Genomic DNA, 17,382 nt, shown 5'->3' with positions numbered 1-17,382 from the left:
GTGATATCTTACGAGGAACAAATCACGCTCCGTAATCGTTGCCGGAAAAGAAGGAGGCCCGCCCGGCCCGAGCAAGATCAGGCGCCCCCGCAAGACAGGCCCCTCCACGGGCCCCTCGGTAGGCCCCCTCAACAGGCCAGATGCAGGAGAGGCCGAGCCGGATGCAGAAGAGGCCGACAGGCCGGGCCGAATACAGAAGCAGGAGGCCAACAGGCCGGGCCGAGGTCAGTGGTACACGCCGACGCGACCGCTCCCCAGATCAACGGATCACACGCATCCCAGGTCAACGGATCACACGCAACGGATCACGCGCAACGGGTCACACGAACTCCGTCGGCAGCACCGGCTCGCCGCGTGACAGCTGGGTGGCCGACAGGGGCAGGCGGGCCCGGGCGGCGATGTGGCGGTCGCGGGCGGCGTCCAGCGGCTCGCGGGCCACGACCTCGCCCCCGGTCACCAGCGGCACCTGCAGCTGGTGGTCCGCCAGTTCCGCCGGGACCGGCCCCGTGCCGAGGACCTCGGCTTCCGCGACGCCGTACTCGTCGAGCCGGCGGGCGGCCCATTTGCGGCCGCCGACCGAGGACTTGGCGCCCATCGACTTCTTCGCGACCGGCCGCAGCGGGGCGCCCGGGGCGTTGCTGTCGGCGCGGGCGACCAGCTTGTAGACCATCGAGCAGGTCGGGTGTCCGCTGCCGGTGACCAGCTGGGTGCCGACGCCGTACGCGTCCACCGGGGCGGCGGCCAGCGAGGCGATGGCGTACTCGTCCAGGTCGCTGGTGACCACGATCCTGGTCTTCTCGGCGCCCAGCTCGTCCAGCTGCTGGCGCACCCGGTGGGCGATCAGCAGCAGGTCGCCGGAGTCGATGCGGACGGCGCCCAGGTCCGGGCCGGCCACCTCGACGGCGGTGCGCACCGCCTCCGCGACGTCGAAGGTGTCCACGAGCAGGGTGGTGCCGCTGCCGAGGGTCTCCACCTGGGCGGTGAAGGCGTCGCGCTCGGTGTCGTGGAGGAGGGTGAAGGCGTGCGCGCTGGTGCCGACGGTGGGGATGTTGTAGCGGAAGCCGGCGGCCAGATCGGAGGTGACGTGGAAGCCGCCGACGTAGGCGGCGCGGGACGCGGCGACGGCGGAGAGTTCGTGGGTACGGCGGGCACCCATCTCCATCAGGGGGCGGTCGCCGGCGGCGACCGCCATCCGGGAGGCGGCCGCGGCCACCGCGGAGTCGTGGTTGAGGATCGAGAGGATCACCGTCTCCAGGAGGACGGCCTCGGCGAAGGTGCCCTCGACGCGCATGATCGGCGAGCCGGGGAAGTAGGTCTCGCCCTCGGGGTAGCCCCAGATGTCGCCGCGGAAGCGGTAGTCGGCCAGCCAGGCCAGGGTCGGCTCGTCGAGGATGCCGCGCTGGCGCAGGAAGTCGAGGATCGTGTCGTCGAAGCGGAAGTTCTCCACCGCGTCGAGCACCCGGCCGGTGCCGGCCACCACGCCGTAGCGGCGCCCCTCGGGAAGCCGGCGGGTGAAGACCTCGAAGACGGCGCGCCGGTCCGCGGTGCCGGACCGCAACGCGGCCTGCAGCATGGTGAGTTCGTACTGGTCGGTGAAGAGCGCAGTCGACGGCACGGCCACCGGCAGCCCCAGGTCTGCTGTGTTCATGAAGGAGATGCTACCCCCAATACTCGTCACTTTGACGATAGTGGGTGAGGTGCCGATCCGACCCGCGTACGGGCCCGGCTCCGACCCCCGTGCCGACCCTCACTCCGACCCCCGTGCCGCCCCTCACCCCGGCTCCTCTACCGGGCCCGCCCCCGGCTCCCGTGCCGCGGCCGCCGACCGGATCCCGTGACGCGCTCCCCCCAGCCCCCGTAACGCGCTCACCCCACCCCAGCCCCCCATTCGCCCCTCGCCCCGCCCCGGCCCCTTCTCCCCGGCTCTCCCCGACACGGCCCAGGTGAGGGGCATTTGTGCATGGCAGGCCCCTGGGTGGCAGCATGGGGCGTGTGAGCGCCCACCCGTCACCCACGATCACGCTCCGGCCGCATCACTGCACGCTCAGTGTGCCGGTCGAGATCGAGCGTCCCGAGTCGAGCGAGGCCCCGTTCGAGGTGCCCGAGCCGGATGTCCCGTGGGTCACGATCGTCCACAACGACCCCGTCAACCTCATGAGCTACGTCTCCTATGTCTTCCAGACGTACTTCGGTTACTCCAAGGACAAGGCGCACCAGTTGATGCTCGACGTCCACCACAAGGGCCGCGCGGTCGTCTCCAGCGGCAGTCGCGAGGAAATGGAACGGGACGTACAGGCCATGCACGGCTACGGCCTGTGGGCGACCCTGCAGCAGGACCGCCGATGACCGGACACTTCGAGCCGCTGCCCGACGGCGGCGCGGCGGTACCGCTCGACGAGGTCGAGATCTCCATCCTGCGCAGCCTCGCCGTACAGCTGATGGAGCTGATCGGGCCGGGCGAGCAGGCCGCCGACGACGAGGGCGAGGACCTGCTGGCGTCGGTGTTCAACGACGGCCCCAGTGAGCCGCCCGCCGACCCGGTCCTGGCCCGCCTCTTCCCCGATGCCTATGGCGGCCCGGACCTGGTGCCCGACGACGACGTGCGCGCCGCCGCCGCGGAGTTCCGCCGTTATACGGAGAACGATCTGCGTGCCCGTAAGCGGACCGACGCCCTCGCGCTGATCCGGGCGCTGGACACCCTCTCGCCGTCCGGTGGTGACCCGGCGGTGCTGCGGCTGACCGCCGACGAGTGCCGGCAGTGGCTGGGTGCCCTCAACGACCTCAGGCTGGCCATCGGCACGCGCCTGGAGGTCACCGACGAGGAGGACGGCGGCGAGCTGCTGCGGCTGCCGGACAGTGATCCGCGCAAGCCGATGGTGATGGCGTACCTGTGGCTGGGCGGGCTGCAGGAGACGCTCGTCGAGTCGCTGACGGCCTGAAATCTCCTTGCGGGGGGCCGGGAGCCCGGTTGCCGATGGCGGGCGGAGCTGCCCGTGGGGGCGTGTGGTGCGGGATTCGGCCACGCGTCGGGGGCCGGCGACACGTAGAAGGCCACTCGAAGGGGAGGGAGTCGGGCATATCGCCCGACGGATCCGGGTGTGCCGGGGGAGTGGTGTTCGCTCAGCGGAGGCTCAAATCCGGATAACGATCGCGTCACACCAGGCCGTGCAGTGCGCTGACATTCGCACCTCTTGTCCCAATTTGCCCGTGGTGTGACGTATCTCATCCCTAGGCGATCAACGTAACGCCGTGATAAATGTTCACGACCTGCCGCGCGTGACGCCACCCTTGTCGCCGCGGGAGCGCTGAGCCGGCCGACCGTCGGCGTGCAGGACTCCATCCGGGGGGATCGGGACCCGATCCGGACAGACCGGGTCGGTATGGAGAAAGGCGCACCACTCATGACCTCTGTGCAGGTCGACAAGCAGCACGACGGCAACGAGGCAGCTGGAAAGGCCCCCGAAGAGGGCTACCAGCGGGGTCTGGGCAACCGGCAGATCCAGATGATCGCCATTGGTGGCGCCATCGGTACGGGCCTGTTCCTGGGAGCAGGCAAGGCTATTTCGATGGCCGGGCCGAGCATCATCCTCGCCTACGCCATCGTCGGTCTGGTCATCTTCTTCATCATGCGGGCCCTGGGCGAACTGCTCATGTACCGGCCCGTTTCCGGGTCTTTCTCGGAATACGGCCGGGAATTCCTCGGCCCGTTCATCGGCTTTGTGACCGGCTGGACGTACTGGCTTTTCTGGGTCGTCACCGGAATTACCGAGGTCACCGCCGCGGCCACCTATGTCCAGTACTGGAACAAGGGCATACCGCAATGGGTTTCGGCGCTGGTCTTCACCGTCGCGCTCTTCGGCATCAACCTGATCTCGGTGAAGCTCTTCGGTGAGCTCGAATTCTGGTTCTCGATGGTCAAGGTCACCGCGATCATCGGCATGATCCTGATCGGCATCGGCGTGATCACCCTCGGCTTCTCCGACGCCGGTGACACCGCCTCGTTCACCCTGCTCTGGTCCCACGGCGGATTCTTCCCCAAGGGCATCGGCGGCACGCTGATGACGCTCCAGATCGTGATGTTCGCCTTCCTGGCCGTCGAACTCGTCGGCGTCACCGCCGGTGAGGCGACGAACCCGAAGAAGGTCCTGCCGAAGGCGATCAACACCGTGCCGTGGCGGATCGGCCTCTTCTACATCGGTGCGCTGATCATTATCCTGTCCGTGGTCAGCTGGACGGTCTTCAAGCCGGGCGTGAGCCCGTTCGTCGCCGCCTTCCAGCAGATCGGCCTGCCCGCCGGCGCCGGCATCGTCAACTTCGTCGTGCTGACCGCCGCGCTCTCCTCGGCCAACTCCGGCATGTACTCCACCGGCCGGATGCTGCGCGACCTGGCGCTCAACGGCCAGGGCCCGAAGTTCTTCACCAGGCTCAGCAAGAACGGCCTGCCCACCTGGGGCACCGGCGTCTCCGTCGCGATGATGCTGGCCGGCGTCTGGATCAACTACCAGTGGCCCGGCGACGCGTTCAACTACGTCGTCTCCTTCGCCACCATCTCCGGTATGTGGGCCTGGATCGTCATCCTGCTCTCCCAGCTGCGCTACCGGGCCAAGGCGAACCGCGGCGAGCTCCCGCAGTCCGAGTTCAAGGCCCCCGGCAGCCCGTACACCTCGGTGTTCGCGCTGGCCTTCATCGCCATGGTGATCGTGATGATGGGTGTCGACCCGGACGCCCGGATCTCGCTGTACGCGGCTCCTGTGTGGGCGCTCATCATGGGCGTCGGCTACCTGTGCATCCAGCGCAAGAACGCCGCGGCCGCCGCCGCCGAGGCCGTCGAGGCCCCGGCGAACCAGGGCTGACCGACCGGCCGTCCGGCACCGCCGGCCGGCCGCCAGGACCGGCTGTCCAGCATGCGGGCCGGTGCGTACCACTCTTCGGTACGCACCGGCCCGCGTGTCTATTCTTGGCGCCATGCTGACCCTCACCAAGGCCCTCTACGACCAGATCGTCGAGCACGCCCGCCAGGACCACCCCGACGAGGCCTGCGGCGTGGTCGCGGGCCCGGCCGGCAGCGGCCGCCCCGAGCGGTTCATCCCGATGCTGAACGCCGCCCGCTCGCCCACGTTCTACGAGTTCGACTCCTCGGACCTGCTCAAGCTCTACCGCGAGATGGACGACCGGGACGAGGAGCCGGTGATCGTCTACCACTCGCACACCGCCACCGAGGCCTACCCCTCGCGCACCGACATCTCGTACGCCAACGAGCCCGGCGCCCACTACGTGCTGGTCTCCACCGCCGACACCGACGACGCCGGGCCCTTCCAGTTCCGCTCGTTCCGGATCGTCGACGGCACGGTCACCGAGGAAGAGGTCGAGATCGTGGCGGAGTACTCCTGACCCGGCACTCCTGACCCAGGTGCTCCTGACCCAGGTGCTCCTGACCTGGTTCTCCCGGCCCGGTGCGAGGGCCGGTACGGGTGCGCGTACCGGGCCGTGCGGCGGCCCGGGAAGATCGCGTCCCAACTGGCGTACACCAACCGTCCGCATGATGGGACGTGGTTCCAATACCCGGACCGGGAATCGATACGATGCCCGCATGGTTGACCACGACGTGAGCGAGAAGAGGCCGGGCATGCTGCTGCTCGCTCCGCTCGCCACGCGTCGCTCCGCATCGGCCCTGCTGGGCGCGTTCGGCTGCGGAGCCGCACGGCTGCACGTCGATCTGTGCCGCCTGTCCAGCGCCATCTGTCCGCGCTGCGCCGCCGGCTGACCCGGCACGCCCGGGCACGCGGCGCGCGCCCCGGCACGCCCGGGCACGCGGCGCGCGCCGCCGGCACCCGCACTTCCGCAGTTCCCGCGTCACCCGCCGCCCGCCCGGCTGATCCGCCGCCGTGCGACGGGACGCACCGCACCCGCCACCGCACCCACTCCCCAGGAGCTCTCCCATGGCCATCGAGGTCCGAATCCCGACCATCCTGCGCACCTACACCGACGGCCAGAAGGCCGTCGAGGGCACCGGCGACACCCTCGCCGAGCTCTTCGCCGACCTCGACAGCCGGCACGCGGGCATCCGCGAGCGCCTCGTCGAGGGTGAGCAGCTGCGCCGCTTCGTGAACGTCTACCTCAACGACGAGGACGTGCGCTTCCTCGAAGGCATCTCCACCAAGCTGGCCGACGGCGACAGCGTGACGATCCTGCCGGCCGTCGCCGGCGGAATGGTCTGAGCGTGCGGTACGACTCCCCGCTGGCGGCGGTCGGGAACACCCCTCTCGTCCGCCTCCCGCGCCTCTCGCCCTCCGAGGACGTCCGCATCTGGGCGAAGCTGGAGGACCGCAACCCCACGGGCTCGGTCAAGGACCGCCCGGCGCTGCACATGATCGAGCAGGCCGAGAAGGACGGCCGGCTCACCCCCGGCTGCACGATCCTGGAGCCCACCAGCGGCAACACCGGCATCTCGCTCGCCATGGCGGCCAAGCTCAAGGGCTACCGCATGGTGTGCGTCATGCCGGAGAACACCTCCTCCGAGCGGCGCGAGCTGCTCGCCATGTGGGGCGCCGAGATCATCTCCTCGCCCGCGGCCGGCGGCTCCAACACGGCCGTCCGGGTCGCCAAGGAGCTCGCCGCCGAGCACCCGGACTGGGTGATGCTCTACCAGTACGGCAACCCCGACAACGCCGGTGCGCACTACGCCACCACCGGCCCCGAGATCCTCGCCGACCTGCCCTCGGTCACCCACTTCGTGGCCGGCCTGGGCACCACCGGCACCCTGATGGGTGTCGGCCGCTATCTGCGCGAGCAGGTCCCCGGCGTCCAGATCGTGGCCGCCGAACCGCGCTACGACGACGTGGTCTACGGCCTGCGCAACCTCGACGAGGGCTTCATCCCCGAGCTGTACGACGAGTCGGTGCTCACCACCCGCTTCTCGGTCGGCTCCGAGGACGCGGTCCGCCGCACCCGCGAACTCCTCGCCGAGGAAGGGATCTTCGCCGGCATCTCGACGGGCGCGGCGCTGCACGCCGCGATCGGCGTCGGCCGGAAGGCGGTCCGCGCCGGGCAGGCCGCCGACATCGTCTTCGTCGTCGCCGACGGCGGCTGGAAGTACCTCTCGACCGGCGTCTACACCGCCGAGTCCACCGAGGCGGCGATCGCCACGCTGCACGGGCAGCTCTGGGCGTAGCGCGCCCCCGGCGCCGGGCCGCTCCAGCGGGGGCTGGGGCGGGCCCGGCAGCGCACGCCGTACGGCCCGGTAACGGGGCGGGCTGCGGAGGGCGTCGTACGGCCGGCGAGGGGGCTCTCGGGCGGGCGTCGCACGGCCGTGCGGGCCGTCAGCCCGGACTGGTGATTCCGCCCACAGCTCGCCCCGCCGGAGGAGCCACCGGACCTTTTGCGCCTTACGCTCGTGGGCACCGCACAGAACGCCCAAGACCCGGCAGCACCCGGCAAAGGCCCCGCCGGGAGTACCCGCACGGACCGCCGGCCGCCGCCCCCGCCCACGGAGGTTCACCCCCGTATGAAGCTCACTGTCGTCGGATGCTCGGGGTCGTTCCCTTCGACGGAATCGGCCTGTTCGAGCTACCTCCTGGAGGCCGACGGCTTCAGGCTGCTCCTCGACATGGGCAACGGCGCCCTGGGCGAGCTGCAGCGCCACTCCGGCCTGTACGACCTGGACGCGGTGATCCTGTCGCATCTGCACGCCGATCACTGCATCGACCTGTGCGGCTATTTCGTGGTGCGCTACTACCGCCCGGACGGCGGCCGCTGCGACCCGATGCCGGTCTACGGGCCGGCCGGCACCGAGCGGCGGCTCACGGCCGCGCACGCCGATGTGCCGCACGACGGCGCGATGAGCGAGGTCTTCGACTTCCGTACGCTGACGCCGGGCACGTTCACCGTCGGGCCGTTCACCATCCACGCCGAGCGGGTCAGCCACCCGGTGGAGGCGTTCGGCTTCCGCATCGAGCACAACGGCCGGTCGCTGACGTACTCCGGCGACACCGGGCCGTGCGAGGCGCTGGACTCCCTGGCGGCGGGCAGTGACCTCTTCCTGTGCGAGGCGTCGTTCACCTACGGCAAGGAAGACATCCCGGACCTGCACCTCAACGGCCGGGAGGCCGGCGAGCACGCCCGGCGGGCGGGCGTCGGTCGGCTGGTGCTCACCCACATCCCGCCGTGGACCGACCCGGAGATCAGCGTCCGCGACGCGCAGAAGGTCTACGACGGGCCGGTCGAGGTCGCCCGGGCGGGCGCGGCCTACGAGGTCTGAGCGGGCGGACCGGCCCCCGCCGCACACGCAAAGGCCCCGGAACCACAGCTGGTTCCGGGGCCTTTCGCGTGGTGGGGCCGGACGCCCGTGGGCGCGGCGGCTACGCCTTCGTCAGGTCCTCGATCTCCTCCTCGGGCTCCCGGCCCGGGGTGGTCAGGTTGAACTTGCTGATCGCGAAGCGGAACAGCACGTAGTAGACCACCGCGAAGGCCAGACCGATCGGGATGATCATCCAGGGCTTGGTGGCGAGGGGCCAGTTGATCGCGTAGTCGATGAAGCCGGCCGAGAAGGTGAAGCCGTCGTGCACGCCCAGGGCCCAGGTCAGCGCCATCGAGACGGCGGTCAGCACCGCGTGGATGGCGTACAGCACCGGGGCGATGAACATGAACGAGAACTCGATCGGCTCGGTGATGCCGCAGACGAACGAGGTCAGCGCCAGCGAGATCATCATGCCCAGCACGGCCTTGCGGCGCTCGGGGCGGGCGGCGTGCGCGATGGCGAGGGCGGCGGCCGGCAGGCCGAACATCATGATCGGGAAGAAGCCGGACATGAACTGGCCGGCGGACGGGTCGCCGGCGAAGAAGCGGCCGATGTCGCCGTGCGCGACCTTGCCCGCGGCGTCGGTGAAGTCACCGAGCTGGAACCACGAGACGGTGTTGACGAACTGGTGCATGCCGATGGGCAGCAGCGCCCGGTTGATCAGGCCGAAGAGGCCGGAGCCGGCCGCGCCGAGCCCGGTCATCCACTCGCCGAAGCTGGAGATGGCGCTGCCGACCGGCTCCCAGACGAGGAGGAACAGCACGCCGACGGCGGTGCCGACGAACGCCATGATGATCGGGACGAGCCGGCGGCCGTTGAAGAAGCCCAGCCATTCCTTCAGTTGCTTGCGGTGGTAGCGCTGCCAGAGGACCGCGGCGAGCAGGCCCATGACGATGCCGCCGAGGACGCCGGGGTTGTTGACGACCGGCTCGACCCACTTGCCCTTCTCGATGTGGCCCTCGGTGACCGGGAACGCCTTGAGGACGTTGCTGTAGACCAGGAAGCCGACCAGGGCGGCGAGCGCGGTGGAGCCGTCGGACTTCTTCGCGAAGCCGATGGCCACGCCTATGCAGAACAGCAGCGGCAGGTTGTCGAAGACCGCGCCACCGGCCGCGGCGAAGACCTTGCTGACGTCGATCCAGCCCAGGCCCTTCTCACCGAAGACGTCCGGCTGGCCGAGGCGGTTGAGGATGCCCGCGGCGGGCAGTACGGCGATCGGCAGCTGGAGGCTGCGGCCGATCTTCTGCAGGCCCTGGAACAGGCCGGAGCCCCGCTTCTTCGCGGGGGCCGCCTTCGCGGCGGTGGCCGAACTCATCGGATTCCTCCTGGTGAAGCGGGCACACGAAGGGGGAAGGCCCGCTGGTTGGTCTACACCTTGGTCTACACCACCGGTGGTTTAGACCATTCTTAGCATGTAGCCCGGGCATAAAGGAATCCATTCTTCCAAGTGGTGTGGACCACAGGGCGACCGGCCCCCGAAACGCCCTGCTCACGGCCCCGCGGGCCCGTCCGGCGGCCCCCGTGCGCCGGACGCCCCGCCCCTACTTCACGTTCTCCCGCTCCATCGCGTCCCCCACCTCGTCCGGCTCGCGCCCCGGTGTCCGGAGGTCGAACTTCGTGATCACGAAACGGAAGATGAGGTAGTAGACGGCGGCGAAGCACAGGCCGATCGGAATGATCAACCAGGGTTTCGTCGCCAGCCCCCAGTTGATGACGTAGTCGATCAGACCGGCCGAGAAGCTGAAGCCGTCGTGCACCCCCAGCGCCCAGGTCACCGCCATGGAGGCGCCGGTGAGCAGCGCATGGGCCGCGTACAGCAGCGGTGCGATGAAGAGGAACGAGTACTCGATCGGCTCGGTGATGCCGGTCACGAACGAGGTCAGTGCCACGGAGAGCATCAGCCCGCCGACCTCCTTGCGGCGGTGCGGCTTGGCGCAGTGCGTGATCGCCAGGGCGGCCGCCGGGAGCGCGAACATCATGATCGGGAAGAAGCCCGAGGTGAACTGGCCGGCGTTCGGGTCGCCCGCCAGGAACATGTTGATGTCGCCGTGCACCACCGTGCCGTCCGGCTTGGTGTAGCTGCCGAACTGGAACCAGATGGGCACGTTGAGGAACTGGTGCAGCCCGATCACCAGCAGCGCTCTGTTCGCCACGCCGAAGACGCCCGCCCCCCAGGAGCCGAGGTCGCTGAGCCATCGGCTGAAGCTCTCCAGCGCGTCTCCGATGGGCGGCCAGACCCACAGACACAGCGCGGCGAAGGCGATCGCCACGAACGCCATGATGATCGGGACCAGCCGGCGGCCGTTGAAGAAGCCGAGCCAGTCGACGAGTCTGGTGCGGTGGTAGCGGGCCCAGAAGAAGGCGGCGAGCAGCCCGATGACGATGCCGCCGAACACGCCGGGATTCTGGTACGTGAACGCCGTGGCCGTCGCGTCCGGGGCCACACAGCCGACCCCGGGCACGGGCTTCGCGCCGCCGGCGCAGACCTTGGGGAACTGCCGCAGGACGCCGTAGTAGACGAGGAAGCCGGCGAGGGCGGCAAGAGCGGTGGAGCCGTCGGACTTCTTGGCCATGCCGATGGCCACGCCCACACAGAAGAGCAGGGGGAGCCCGAGGGCGCCGTCGAGGAGGGCGCTGCCCGCGCCCATCATGACCTTGGAGACCGCGTCCCAGCCCAGCCCCTTGGCGCCGAACACGTCCGGTTGCCCGAGGCGGTTGAGGATCCCCGCCGCGGGCAGGACCGCAATCGGCAGCTGCAGACTCCGCCCCATCTTCTGCAGCCCCTGGAAGAGGTCCGACGCCCGGTTCCTCCTCGGCTCCGCCGCCGCTGCGTCCGCACTCATCCGCGCCGTCCTCCCGGCAGCCGCCCCGTCGACGGCCGGCCCGCTGCGTACCGCATACTGGTGGTGTAGACCACTTGGCGGTGGGCGCCGAACGTGCGCCCGCCGTCGCGTGATCACCGTCCCGGTGATCGCCCACCCGGTGATCGCCATCCTTCGTCAGATAGCGGACAAACGCCCACATAGTTGGGCTGAACGTGCGTTACGGTGTGAAAACCGCACGGCGGAACCGCCGGCGGCCGAGACAAGCAGGAGTGGACATGGCCAGCAAGGCTGAGAAGATCGTCGCCGGCCTCGGCGGACTCGACAACATCGAAGAGGTCGAAGGCTGCATCACCCGCCTCCGCACCGAGGTCTCCGACGCCTCCCTCGTCGACGAGGCCGCCCTCAAGGCCGCCGGCGCCCACGGCGTCGTCAAGATGGGCACCGCGATCCAGGTCGTCATCGGCACCGACGCCGACCCCATCGCCGCCGAAATCGAAGACATGATGTGAGGACCTGAGCCCGCCGGGCCGGCCCCCGACCGCGCCCCGCTCACCCTCCGCAAGGCCCCGCCCCCGGACGCCCCACCGCCCGGAACGGGGCCTTCACCATTCCCCGATAGGGTCTACGCCATGTCTCGCATCGACGGCCGCACCCCCGAACAGCTCCGCCCCGTCACCATCGAACGCGGCTGGAGCAAGCACGCCGAAGGCTCCGTCCTCATCGCCTTCGGCGACACCAAAGTCTTCTGCACCGCCTCCGTCACCGAAGGCGTACCCCGCTGGCGCAAGGGCACCGGCGAGGGCTGGGTCACCGCCGAGTACTCGATGCTGCCCCGCTCCACCAACACCCGCGGCGACCGGGAATCCGTCCGCGGCAAGATCGGCGGCCGCACCCACGAGATCAGCCGCCTCATCGGCCGCTCCCTGCGCGCCGTCATCGACTACAAGGCCCTCGGCGAGAACACCATCGTCCTCGACTGCGACGTCCTCCAGGCCGACGGCGGCACCCGCACCGCGGCGATCACCGGCGCCTACGTCGCGCTGGCCGACGCCATCACCTGGGCCCAGCACAAGAAGCTGATCAAGCACGGCCGCAAGCCGCTCACCGGCACCGTCTCCGCGGTCAGCGTCGGCATCGTCGACGGCACCCCGCTCCTCGACCTCTGCTACGAGGAGGACGTCCGCGCCGAGACCGACATGAACGTCGTCTGCACCGGCGACGGCCGCTTCGTCGAGGTCCAGGGCACCGCCGAGGCCACCCCCTTCGCCCGCGACGAACTCAACGCCCTCCTCGACCTCGCGGTCGGCGGCTGCACCGAACTCGACACCATCCAGCGGACGGCGCTGGAGCGGACGCTCTGACGCGGGCGCTCTGACGCGAGAGGTGCTGCGAGCGGGGTCCCTGCCGGATGGTCGGGGGCCCTGCCGGATGGGCGGGGGCCCTGCCGGATGGGCGGGGGCCCTGCCGGGGTCCTGCGGGTGGGGGCGACCTGTGGCCGGATCGCGCCCCCGTCCCGCCGCCCGACGGCCGGATCACGCCGCCGCCGGGCCACCGGGCAACCAAAAAGCCCCCACCCCGCGTTTCCTCCTTTGCCTGCACATGACCCGGGGCGCCCGCCCCGGCTCATGCCCCGCCGAGGAAGGAAACGCACTCCATGGCCCCCCGCACCCTCCGCCGCCCCGCCCCCGTCGCCCTCGCCGCGTTAGCCGCCGTCACCCTCACCGTCCCGCTCCTCTCCTCCTGCGGAGCCGTTCAGAAGGCCGTGGACTGCGCCAAGACCGCCACCTCCGTCGTCAACGCCGTCGACAAGCTCCAGCAGGCCGCGGACAACGCCCTCACCGACCCGAAGAAGACCGAGCAGGCCCTCGACAACATCGACAGCAACCTGCGCAAGCTCAGCAGCGAGGCCAACGACCCCGAGCTGTCCAAGGCCATCGACAAGACCAACACCGGCATCAAGAACGCCCGCAAGGACATCGAGAACAACAAGGCGCCCGACATCCAGCCGATCGTCGACGGCACGAGCCAGGTGACCAAGATCTGCACCCCGGGCTGACCGGCGGGCCGACCGGCGTACGGCGGTGGTGCCCCGCCCCGGGGCACCTCCCGGTACCACGCCCGGGATAATCGGCCCATGCAGCCAGAAACCGGCGGACGCCCCGCGACCCCCCGACGCCTGATCCTCGCCACCCGCAACGCCGGCAAGATCCGCGAACTCCACGCCATCCTGGACGCGGCCGGCCTCGACGTCGAACTCGTCGGCGCCGACGCCTATCCCGAGGTCCCGGACGTCAAGGAAACCGGCGTCACGTTCGCCGAGAACGCCCTCCTCAAGGCGCACGCCCTGGCCCGGGCCACCGGCCACCCGGCCGTCGCCGACGACTCCGGCCTCTGCGTCGACGTCCTCGGCGGCGCCCCGGGCATCCTCTCCGCCCGCTGGTCCGGCAAGCACGGCGACGACCAGGCCAACCTCGACCTCCTGCTCGCCCAACTCGCCGACATCGCCGAGGAACACCGCGCCGCCCACTTCGCCTGCGCCGCGGCCCTCGCCCTCCCGGACGGCACCGAACGCGTCGTCGAGGGCACGCTCGAAGGCACCCTCCGCCACACCCCCTCCGGCACCGGTGGCTTCGGCTACGACCCCATCCTCCAGCCCCTCGGCGAGGACCGGACCTGCGCCGAACTCACCTCCGACGAGAAGAACGCCATCAGCCACCGGGGGAAGGCGTTCCGGGCGCTGGTTCCGGTGGTGCGGGAGTTGTTGGGCTGAGCAACAGCGAAGGGCGCGGCACCGATGGGGTGCCGCGCCCTTCCGCTGTGGGCCCGGTGGGACTCGAACCCACGACACACCGGACCTAAACCGGCGCCCTCTGGCCAGCTGGGGTACGGGCCCGCGGCGCCTACTCTACTGTGCTCGATCACCCGGCCGTCCGGGGATGGCCGGACCGCAGGACCGGCGGGAGAAGGTCCGGGTCTGGCTGTGGCAGGAGGGACACAGATAACGCAGGTTCTCCAGGCGGTTGTCCAGCCGGTCACCGTTGACGTGGTCGATCTCCAGGACGAGGCGTTTGCCCTGCCAGCAGTCCCCGAGCCCGCATGCGGCGCAGCGCCGCGGCACGCGCTTCTCGTCGAGAGCACGACGCAGCAGCACCGTTCTCTCCCGGCGGGAGCCGGAAGGGCGTTGCCGGAGGATGTCGTCCGCCCGCCTCCGGTGCGGGGAAGGGACGCCCCGACCGTGCGCCTGGCCGGTGAAGTGCGCGGTCGACAGGCCGTACGCGTCGATGTCGCGCCGCACGGCCCGGCGGGATGAGCTGCCGACGGGCAGGCCGAGCTGACGCAGCACGCCGGCGATGCTCCGGGAGGAGGCCACGGCCGATGCGAGGGCGTTCCGGGGGAGCGGTGGAGCGCCCCGTTTCCGTCGGCGGAAGTGGGAGGTGTCGATGCCGAACTGGTCCAGCTTGCGGTGCAGATGGGTGTAGGCGCTGTCGTAGGGCGGTACCCCCAGGTACTCCAGCATGTCCCGGATGCTGTGGGAGTGTGCGGCGGCTTCGCTCAGCAGCGCTGCGGTGTAGACGCGGCGCGGTCGGCGGGGGAGCGGCTCGTCGACGAAGTGCGCGGTGCTGATCCCGTAGTGGTCGAGCCGCTTTCGAACGTAGCGCAGGGAAGCACTGCCCAAGGGGGAGCCGAGCTTGCGCAGCAGGTCGACCAGGCTGACGGACGAAGCCGCCGTACGGGCCAGCAGGTCGTGCGGGTAGCTGGTGCGCCGACTCATGCCGCGGTCCTTCGCCTGCGGCCGCGATAGGTGTCCGTTACCGCATGGCAGTTGGGGCACAGCAAGCGCACGTTGTGCGGCCGGTTGTCCCACCACTCGCCGTTGATGTGGTCGACCTCCAGGCGCAGTGGCCGGTCGTTCCATTCCGTGCCCGTCCCACAGTCCGCGCAGCGCTCCGGAACTCCCTGCCGTAGTAGCTCCCTGCGCAGCCGCTCGCCTCCGACGCGGCCGTCCGCCGGCGATCCGAGGACCAGCCAGTCGCGGGTGGCGACTTCACCGCGCCGCCGCGGAGTCGCGGTGAAGTGGGAGGTGTCCACGCCCAGTTCGGCGATGCGGCGGCCGATGTGTGCCTGGTTGCCGCCGACGGGGCTGATTCCGAGGCGGCGGACGACCTCGGCGACGCTGTGCGAGAGGGCCACCAGTTCGCGGAGTGCGGCCTCGGTGTGGCGTACGCGTCCGGAGGTGAAGTGGGTGGTGTCGATACCCGCTTCGAGCATCTTGGCGCGCAGATACCGTCTGCTGCCGGGCGTCGGCGTCCCGCCGAACCACCGCACCGCATCGTCGTACGACGTCGATGCGCGCGCCGCTGCCACCAGCCGCTCGTAGGTGTACTTGACCGGCATACGTCCCCCTCGTCCCACGCGCCGGACCGCCCCGGCGCCCGCTCGAACAGAACAACGATCGAACGCCGGGGCGGTTACGCAGGGTCAGGAGGAGGAACGGCGGGGGCGGGTCAGAAGCGGGGTTCCTGGGTTTGGGCGGTGATGAGTTCGACGGCCTCTTCCTTGGTGGCTACCGAGGGCGGGGAGCCGTCGAGGGGCTGCTGGGCGGTTTCCTTCATGCAGGCGACGGCGATGACGCCGACGAGGGCGGCGCCCATCGTGTAGTAGGCGGGGACCATCACGTTGTTGCCGAAGGCGTCCATCAGGGCGGTGATGACGAGCGGGGTGGTGCCGCCGAAGAGGGAGACCGCGAGGTTGTAGCCGATGGAGAGGGAGCCGTAGCGGACGTTGGTGGGGAACAGGGCGGGGAGGGCCGCGGACATGGTGCCCAGGAGGCAGACCAGACAGAGGCCGAGGAGGGCCATGCCGAGGCAGACCGTGAGGATCGTGCCCTGTTTGACCAGCAGGAAGGCCGGGATGGCCAGGAGGAAGAAGCCGAGCATGCCGGCCATCAGGAGGGGCTTGCGGCCGTAGCGGTCGTTGAGTTTGCCGACCGAGGAGATGACGCACATCAGGGCGATCATCGCGCCGAGCAGGATCAGCAGGCCGTGGGACTCCTCGTAGTGGAGGGTGTCCGTCAGGTAGGTCGGCATGTAGGAGAGCAGCATGTAGTCGGTGATGTTGTACGCGCCGACCAGGGCGATGCAGAGGATGAGGGTGGGCCACTGCTGGGCGAAGATTTCGCCCAGCTTCTTCTTCGGGGCGTTTTCGGAGAGGTGGGAGAACTCCCCTTCGGCCTCGACGACGGAGCCGGTGGCGCTGTGGGTGTGGGACGCCTCGAATTTCTGGAAGGCGGGGGTTTCGTCGAGCCTGACCCGCAGGTAGAGGCCGACCAGGCCGAGCGGGCCGGCGATGAGGAAGGGCAGGCGCCAGGCCCAGGAGTTCATCGCGTCGTCGCCCAGCAGGGTGGTGAGGAGCAGGACGATGCCGGCGGCGCCGGTGTAGCCGATGAGGGTGCCGAGTTCGAGGAAGCTGCCGAAGAAGCCGCGCTTCTTGTCGGGGGCGTATTCGGCGATGAAGGTCGAGGCGCCGCCGTATTCGCCGCCGGTGGAGAAGCCCTGGATGAGGCGGAAGAGGATGAGCAGGGTCGGGGACCAGAAGCCGATGGTGTCGTAGGACGGGATCAGGCCGATGCAGAAGGTGCCCAGGGCCATCATGATCATGGTGAGGGCGAGGACCTTCTTGCGGCCGATGCGGTCGCCGAGCGGGCCGAAGTAGGCGCCGCCGAGGGGCCGTACGAGGAAGGCGACGGCGAAGGTGGCGAAGGACGACAGCAGGCTGGTGGTGTCGCTGCCGCCGGGGAAGAAGACCTTGCCGATGGTGACCGCGAGGTAGCTGTAGATCCCGAAGTCGAACCACTCCATGGCGTTGCCGAGGGCGGCGGCCTTCACCGCGCGCTTGACGACGCGCTCGTCGGTGACGGTGATGTCGGTGCGCCGGAGCCGGGGATTTCTTCGCCGGGCGACGGCACGGAAGAGCCACCGGTGGCGCTTGAGCGCTTCCCGGTCCTGGTCGGGAGCGCGTTCGGCTTCTGTGCTACCGGTCGGCACGAGGCGGTCCTCTCGGTCGGTCGGCGCGCGGGGCGCGGCGGGTGCGACGGATACGACAGGTGCGCCTGCGCAGTGGAGCGCGGATCAAACCACTCTGGCGGTATGAAGCGACGTACGTCACGTGTGGGTGGGCCGTCCGGGGTGGGGTGGGGCGGATCATCGGGGGTGCGCCAGGGGTGCGGCAGGGCTTGTTACAGGACTGGTACACAGCCGCGCG

General features: G+C 70.0%; 18 protein-coding genes and 1 tRNA gene. 12 read left to right on the top strand and 7 right to left on the bottom strand.

Annotation, left to right across the window (positions count from 1 at the left end; all coding sequences use genetic code 11):
- Nucleotides 1-319 precede the first annotated feature (319 nt).
- On the bottom strand, nucleotides 320-1,648 hold the full coding sequence (locus tag V2J85_RS28465) for a nicotinate phosphoribosyltransferase (RefSeq protein WP_261951205.1): 1,329 nt from the start codon (nucleotides 1,646-1,648) through the stop codon (nucleotides 320-322).
- 344 nt (nucleotides 1,649-1,992) lie between these two features.
- On the opposite strand from V2J85_RS28465, the gene clpS reads away from it, so the two are divergent.
- From clpS to V2J85_RS28425, 8 genes are all read left to right on the top strand, one after another.
- Nucleotides 1,993-2,346 carry an ATP-dependent Clp protease adapter ClpS gene (gene clpS, locus V2J85_RS28460; RefSeq protein WP_051733358.1) on the top strand — a complete coding sequence of 118 codons (354 nt, stop codon included), beginning with the start codon at nucleotides 1,993-1,995 and terminating at the stop codon, nucleotides 2,344-2,346.
- Nucleotides 2,343-2,939: a DUF2017 domain-containing protein gene (locus V2J85_RS28455; RefSeq protein ID WP_030414512.1), complete on the top strand. Its 597-nt coding sequence runs from the start codon at nucleotides 2,343-2,345 to the stop codon at nucleotides 2,937-2,939. The genes clpS and V2J85_RS28455 overlap by 4 nt, the downstream gene beginning before the upstream one ends.
- A 462-nt stretch (nucleotides 2,940-3,401) precedes the next feature.
- Nucleotides 3,402-4,853, top strand: a complete 1,452-nt coding sequence (locus tag V2J85_RS28450) for an amino acid permease (RefSeq protein ID WP_261951206.1) — start codon at nucleotides 3,402-3,404, stop codon at nucleotides 4,851-4,853.
- A gap of 112 nt (nucleotides 4,854-4,965) precedes the next feature.
- Entirely contained in the window at nucleotides 4,966-5,391 is a 426-nt protein-coding gene (locus V2J85_RS28445; RefSeq protein WP_261951207.1) for a M67 family metallopeptidase, read from the top strand.
- A gap of 199 nt (nucleotides 5,392-5,590) precedes the next feature.
- Nucleotides 5,591-5,764 (top strand): putative leader peptide, encoded by a 174-nt coding sequence (locus V2J85_RS28440; protein ID WP_199816418.1) that lies wholly within the window; start codon nucleotides 5,591-5,593, stop codon nucleotides 5,762-5,764.
- 175 nt (nucleotides 5,765-5,939) lie between these two features.
- Nucleotides 5,940-6,218: a MoaD/ThiS family protein gene (locus tag V2J85_RS28435; RefSeq protein WP_261951209.1), complete on the top strand. Its 279-nt coding sequence runs from the start codon at nucleotides 5,940-5,942 to the stop codon at nucleotides 6,216-6,218.
- Between the two features lie 2 nt (nucleotides 6,219-6,220).
- Nucleotides 6,221-7,171, top strand: a complete 951-nt coding sequence (locus V2J85_RS28430; RefSeq protein WP_261951210.1) for a PLP-dependent cysteine synthase family protein — start codon at nucleotides 6,221-6,223, stop codon at nucleotides 7,169-7,171.
- 333 nt (nucleotides 7,172-7,504) lie between these two features.
- A complete protein-coding gene (locus V2J85_RS28425; RefSeq protein WP_261951211.1) occupies nucleotides 7,505-8,257 on the top strand; it encodes an MBL fold metallo-hydrolase in 753 nt (250 codons plus the stop codon).
- Nucleotides 8,258-8,357: 100 nt separating this feature from the next.
- Here the strand turns inward: V2J85_RS28425 and V2J85_RS28420 are convergent, their stop codons facing one another.
- Both V2J85_RS28420 and V2J85_RS28415 read right to left on the bottom strand, forming a co-directional pair.
- Nucleotides 8,358-9,611, bottom strand: coding sequence for a PTS transporter subunit EIIC (locus V2J85_RS28420; protein WP_261951212.1), 1,254 nt, complete (start codon nucleotides 9,609-9,611; stop codon nucleotides 8,358-8,360).
- Nucleotides 9,612-9,837: 226 nt separating this feature from the next.
- A complete protein-coding gene (locus V2J85_RS28415; RefSeq protein ID WP_261951213.1) occupies nucleotides 9,838-11,139 on the bottom strand; it encodes a PTS transporter subunit EIIC in 1,302 nt (433 codons plus the stop codon).
- A 251-nt stretch (nucleotides 11,140-11,390) separates the two neighbouring features.
- On the opposite strand from V2J85_RS28415, the gene V2J85_RS28410 reads away from it, so the two are divergent.
- The 4 genes from V2J85_RS28410 to rdgB all read left to right on the top strand — a co-directional run bounded on the left by V2J85_RS28410 (nucleotide 11,391) and on the right by rdgB (nucleotide 13,891).
- On the top strand, nucleotides 11,391-11,630 hold the full coding sequence (locus V2J85_RS28410) for a PTS sugar transporter subunit IIB (protein WP_261951214.1): 240 nt from the start codon (nucleotides 11,391-11,393) through the stop codon (nucleotides 11,628-11,630).
- Between the two features lie 120 nt (nucleotides 11,631-11,750).
- The gene (gene rph, locus V2J85_RS28405) at nucleotides 11,751-12,482 is read left to right on the top strand and encodes a ribonuclease PH (RefSeq protein ID WP_330823130.1); all 732 of its coding nucleotides are present in this window, start codon (nucleotides 11,751-11,753) and stop codon (nucleotides 12,480-12,482) included.
- A 293-nt stretch (nucleotides 12,483-12,775) separates the two neighbouring features.
- Nucleotides 12,776-13,177, top strand: a complete 402-nt coding sequence (locus V2J85_RS28400) for a hypothetical protein (RefSeq protein ID WP_261951216.1) — start codon at nucleotides 12,776-12,778, stop codon at nucleotides 13,175-13,177.
- 78 nt (nucleotides 13,178-13,255) lie between these two features.
- Entirely contained in the window at nucleotides 13,256-13,891 is a 636-nt protein-coding gene (gene rdgB / locus V2J85_RS28395; RefSeq protein WP_330823129.1) for an RdgB/HAM1 family non-canonical purine NTP pyrophosphatase, read from the top strand.
- 48 nt (nucleotides 13,892-13,939) lie between these two features.
- Here rdgB and V2J85_RS28390 read toward each other — a convergent pair.
- The 4 genes from V2J85_RS28390 to V2J85_RS28375 form a co-directional block, all read right to left on the bottom strand.
- Nucleotides 13,940-14,014: transfer RNA gene (locus tag V2J85_RS28390), tRNA-Leu, on the bottom strand.
- A gap of 12 nt (nucleotides 14,015-14,026) precedes the next feature.
- Nucleotides 14,027-14,893 carry an HNH endonuclease signature motif containing protein gene (locus V2J85_RS28385; RefSeq protein ID WP_261951218.1) on the bottom strand — a complete coding sequence of 289 codons (867 nt, stop codon included), beginning with the start codon at nucleotides 14,891-14,893 and terminating at the stop codon, nucleotides 14,027-14,029.
- Nucleotides 14,890-15,516, bottom strand: coding sequence for an HNH endonuclease signature motif containing protein (locus tag V2J85_RS28380; protein ID WP_261951219.1), 627 nt, complete (start codon nucleotides 15,514-15,516; stop codon nucleotides 14,890-14,892). The genes V2J85_RS28385 and V2J85_RS28380 overlap by 4 nt, the downstream gene beginning before the upstream one ends.
- Nucleotides 15,517-15,626: 110 nt before the next feature.
- Nucleotides 15,627-17,165, bottom strand: coding sequence for an MFS transporter (locus V2J85_RS28375; RefSeq protein WP_330823128.1), 1,539 nt, complete (start codon nucleotides 17,163-17,165; stop codon nucleotides 15,627-15,629).
- Nucleotides 17,166-17,382 lie beyond the last annotated feature (217 nt).

Source organism: Streptomyces bugieae (assembly GCF_036352915.1).
Lineage (GTDB): Bacteria > Actinomycetota > Actinomycetes > Streptomycetales > Streptomycetaceae > Streptomyces > Streptomyces endophytica.
The sequence above is the reverse complement of the archived record's forward strand: the minus strand, read 5'-3'. Positions and strand labels throughout refer to the sequence as shown.

What these genes read in the sequence shown, in the direction of transcription:
- V2J85_RS28465 (WP_261951205.1), bottom strand. Translation starts at nt 1,648, where the DNA reads ATGAACACAGCAGACCTGGGGCTGCCGGTGGCCGTGCCGTCGACTGCG.
- V2J85_RS28455 (WP_030414512.1), top strand. Translation starts at nt 2,343, where the DNA reads ATGACCGGACACTTCGAGCCGCTGCCCGACGGCGGCGCGGCGGTACCG.
- V2J85_RS28450 (WP_261951206.1), top strand. Translation starts at nt 3,402, where the DNA reads ATGACCTCTGTGCAGGTCGACAAGCAGCACGACGGCAACGAGGCAGCT.
- V2J85_RS28445 (WP_261951207.1), top strand. Translation starts at nt 4,966, where the DNA reads ATGCTGACCCTCACCAAGGCCCTCTACGACCAGATCGTCGAGCACGCC.
- V2J85_RS28440 (WP_199816418.1), top strand. Translation starts at nt 5,591, where the DNA reads ATGGTTGACCACGACGTGAGCGAGAAGAGGCCGGGCATGCTGCTGCTC.
- V2J85_RS28435 (WP_261951209.1), top strand. Translation starts at nt 5,940, where the DNA reads ATGGCCATCGAGGTCCGAATCCCGACCATCCTGCGCACCTACACCGAC.
- V2J85_RS28425 (WP_261951211.1), top strand. Translation starts at nt 7,505, where the DNA reads ATGAAGCTCACTGTCGTCGGATGCTCGGGGTCGTTCCCTTCGACGGAA.
- V2J85_RS28420 (WP_261951212.1), bottom strand. Translation starts at nt 9,611, where the DNA reads ATGAGTTCGGCCACCGCCGCGAAGGCGGCCCCCGCGAAGAAGCGGGGC.
- V2J85_RS28415 (WP_261951213.1), bottom strand. Translation starts at nt 11,139, where the DNA reads ATGAGTGCGGACGCAGCGGCGGCGGAGCCGAGGAGGAACCGGGCGTCG.
- rph (WP_330823130.1), top strand. Translation starts at nt 11,751, where the DNA reads ATGTCTCGCATCGACGGCCGCACCCCCGAACAGCTCCGCCCCGTCACC.
- V2J85_RS28400 (WP_261951216.1), top strand. Translation starts at nt 12,776, where the DNA reads ATGGCCCCCCGCACCCTCCGCCGCCCCGCCCCCGTCGCCCTCGCCGCG.
- rdgB (WP_330823129.1), top strand. Translation starts at nt 13,256, where the DNA reads ATGCAGCCAGAAACCGGCGGACGCCCCGCGACCCCCCGACGCCTGATC.
- V2J85_RS28385 (WP_261951218.1), bottom strand. Translation starts at nt 14,893, where the DNA reads ATGAGTCGGCGCACCAGCTACCCGCACGACCTGCTGGCCCGTACGGCG.
- V2J85_RS28380 (WP_261951219.1), bottom strand. Translation starts at nt 15,516, where the DNA reads ATGCCGGTCAAGTACACCTACGAGCGGCTGGTGGCAGCGGCGCGCGCA.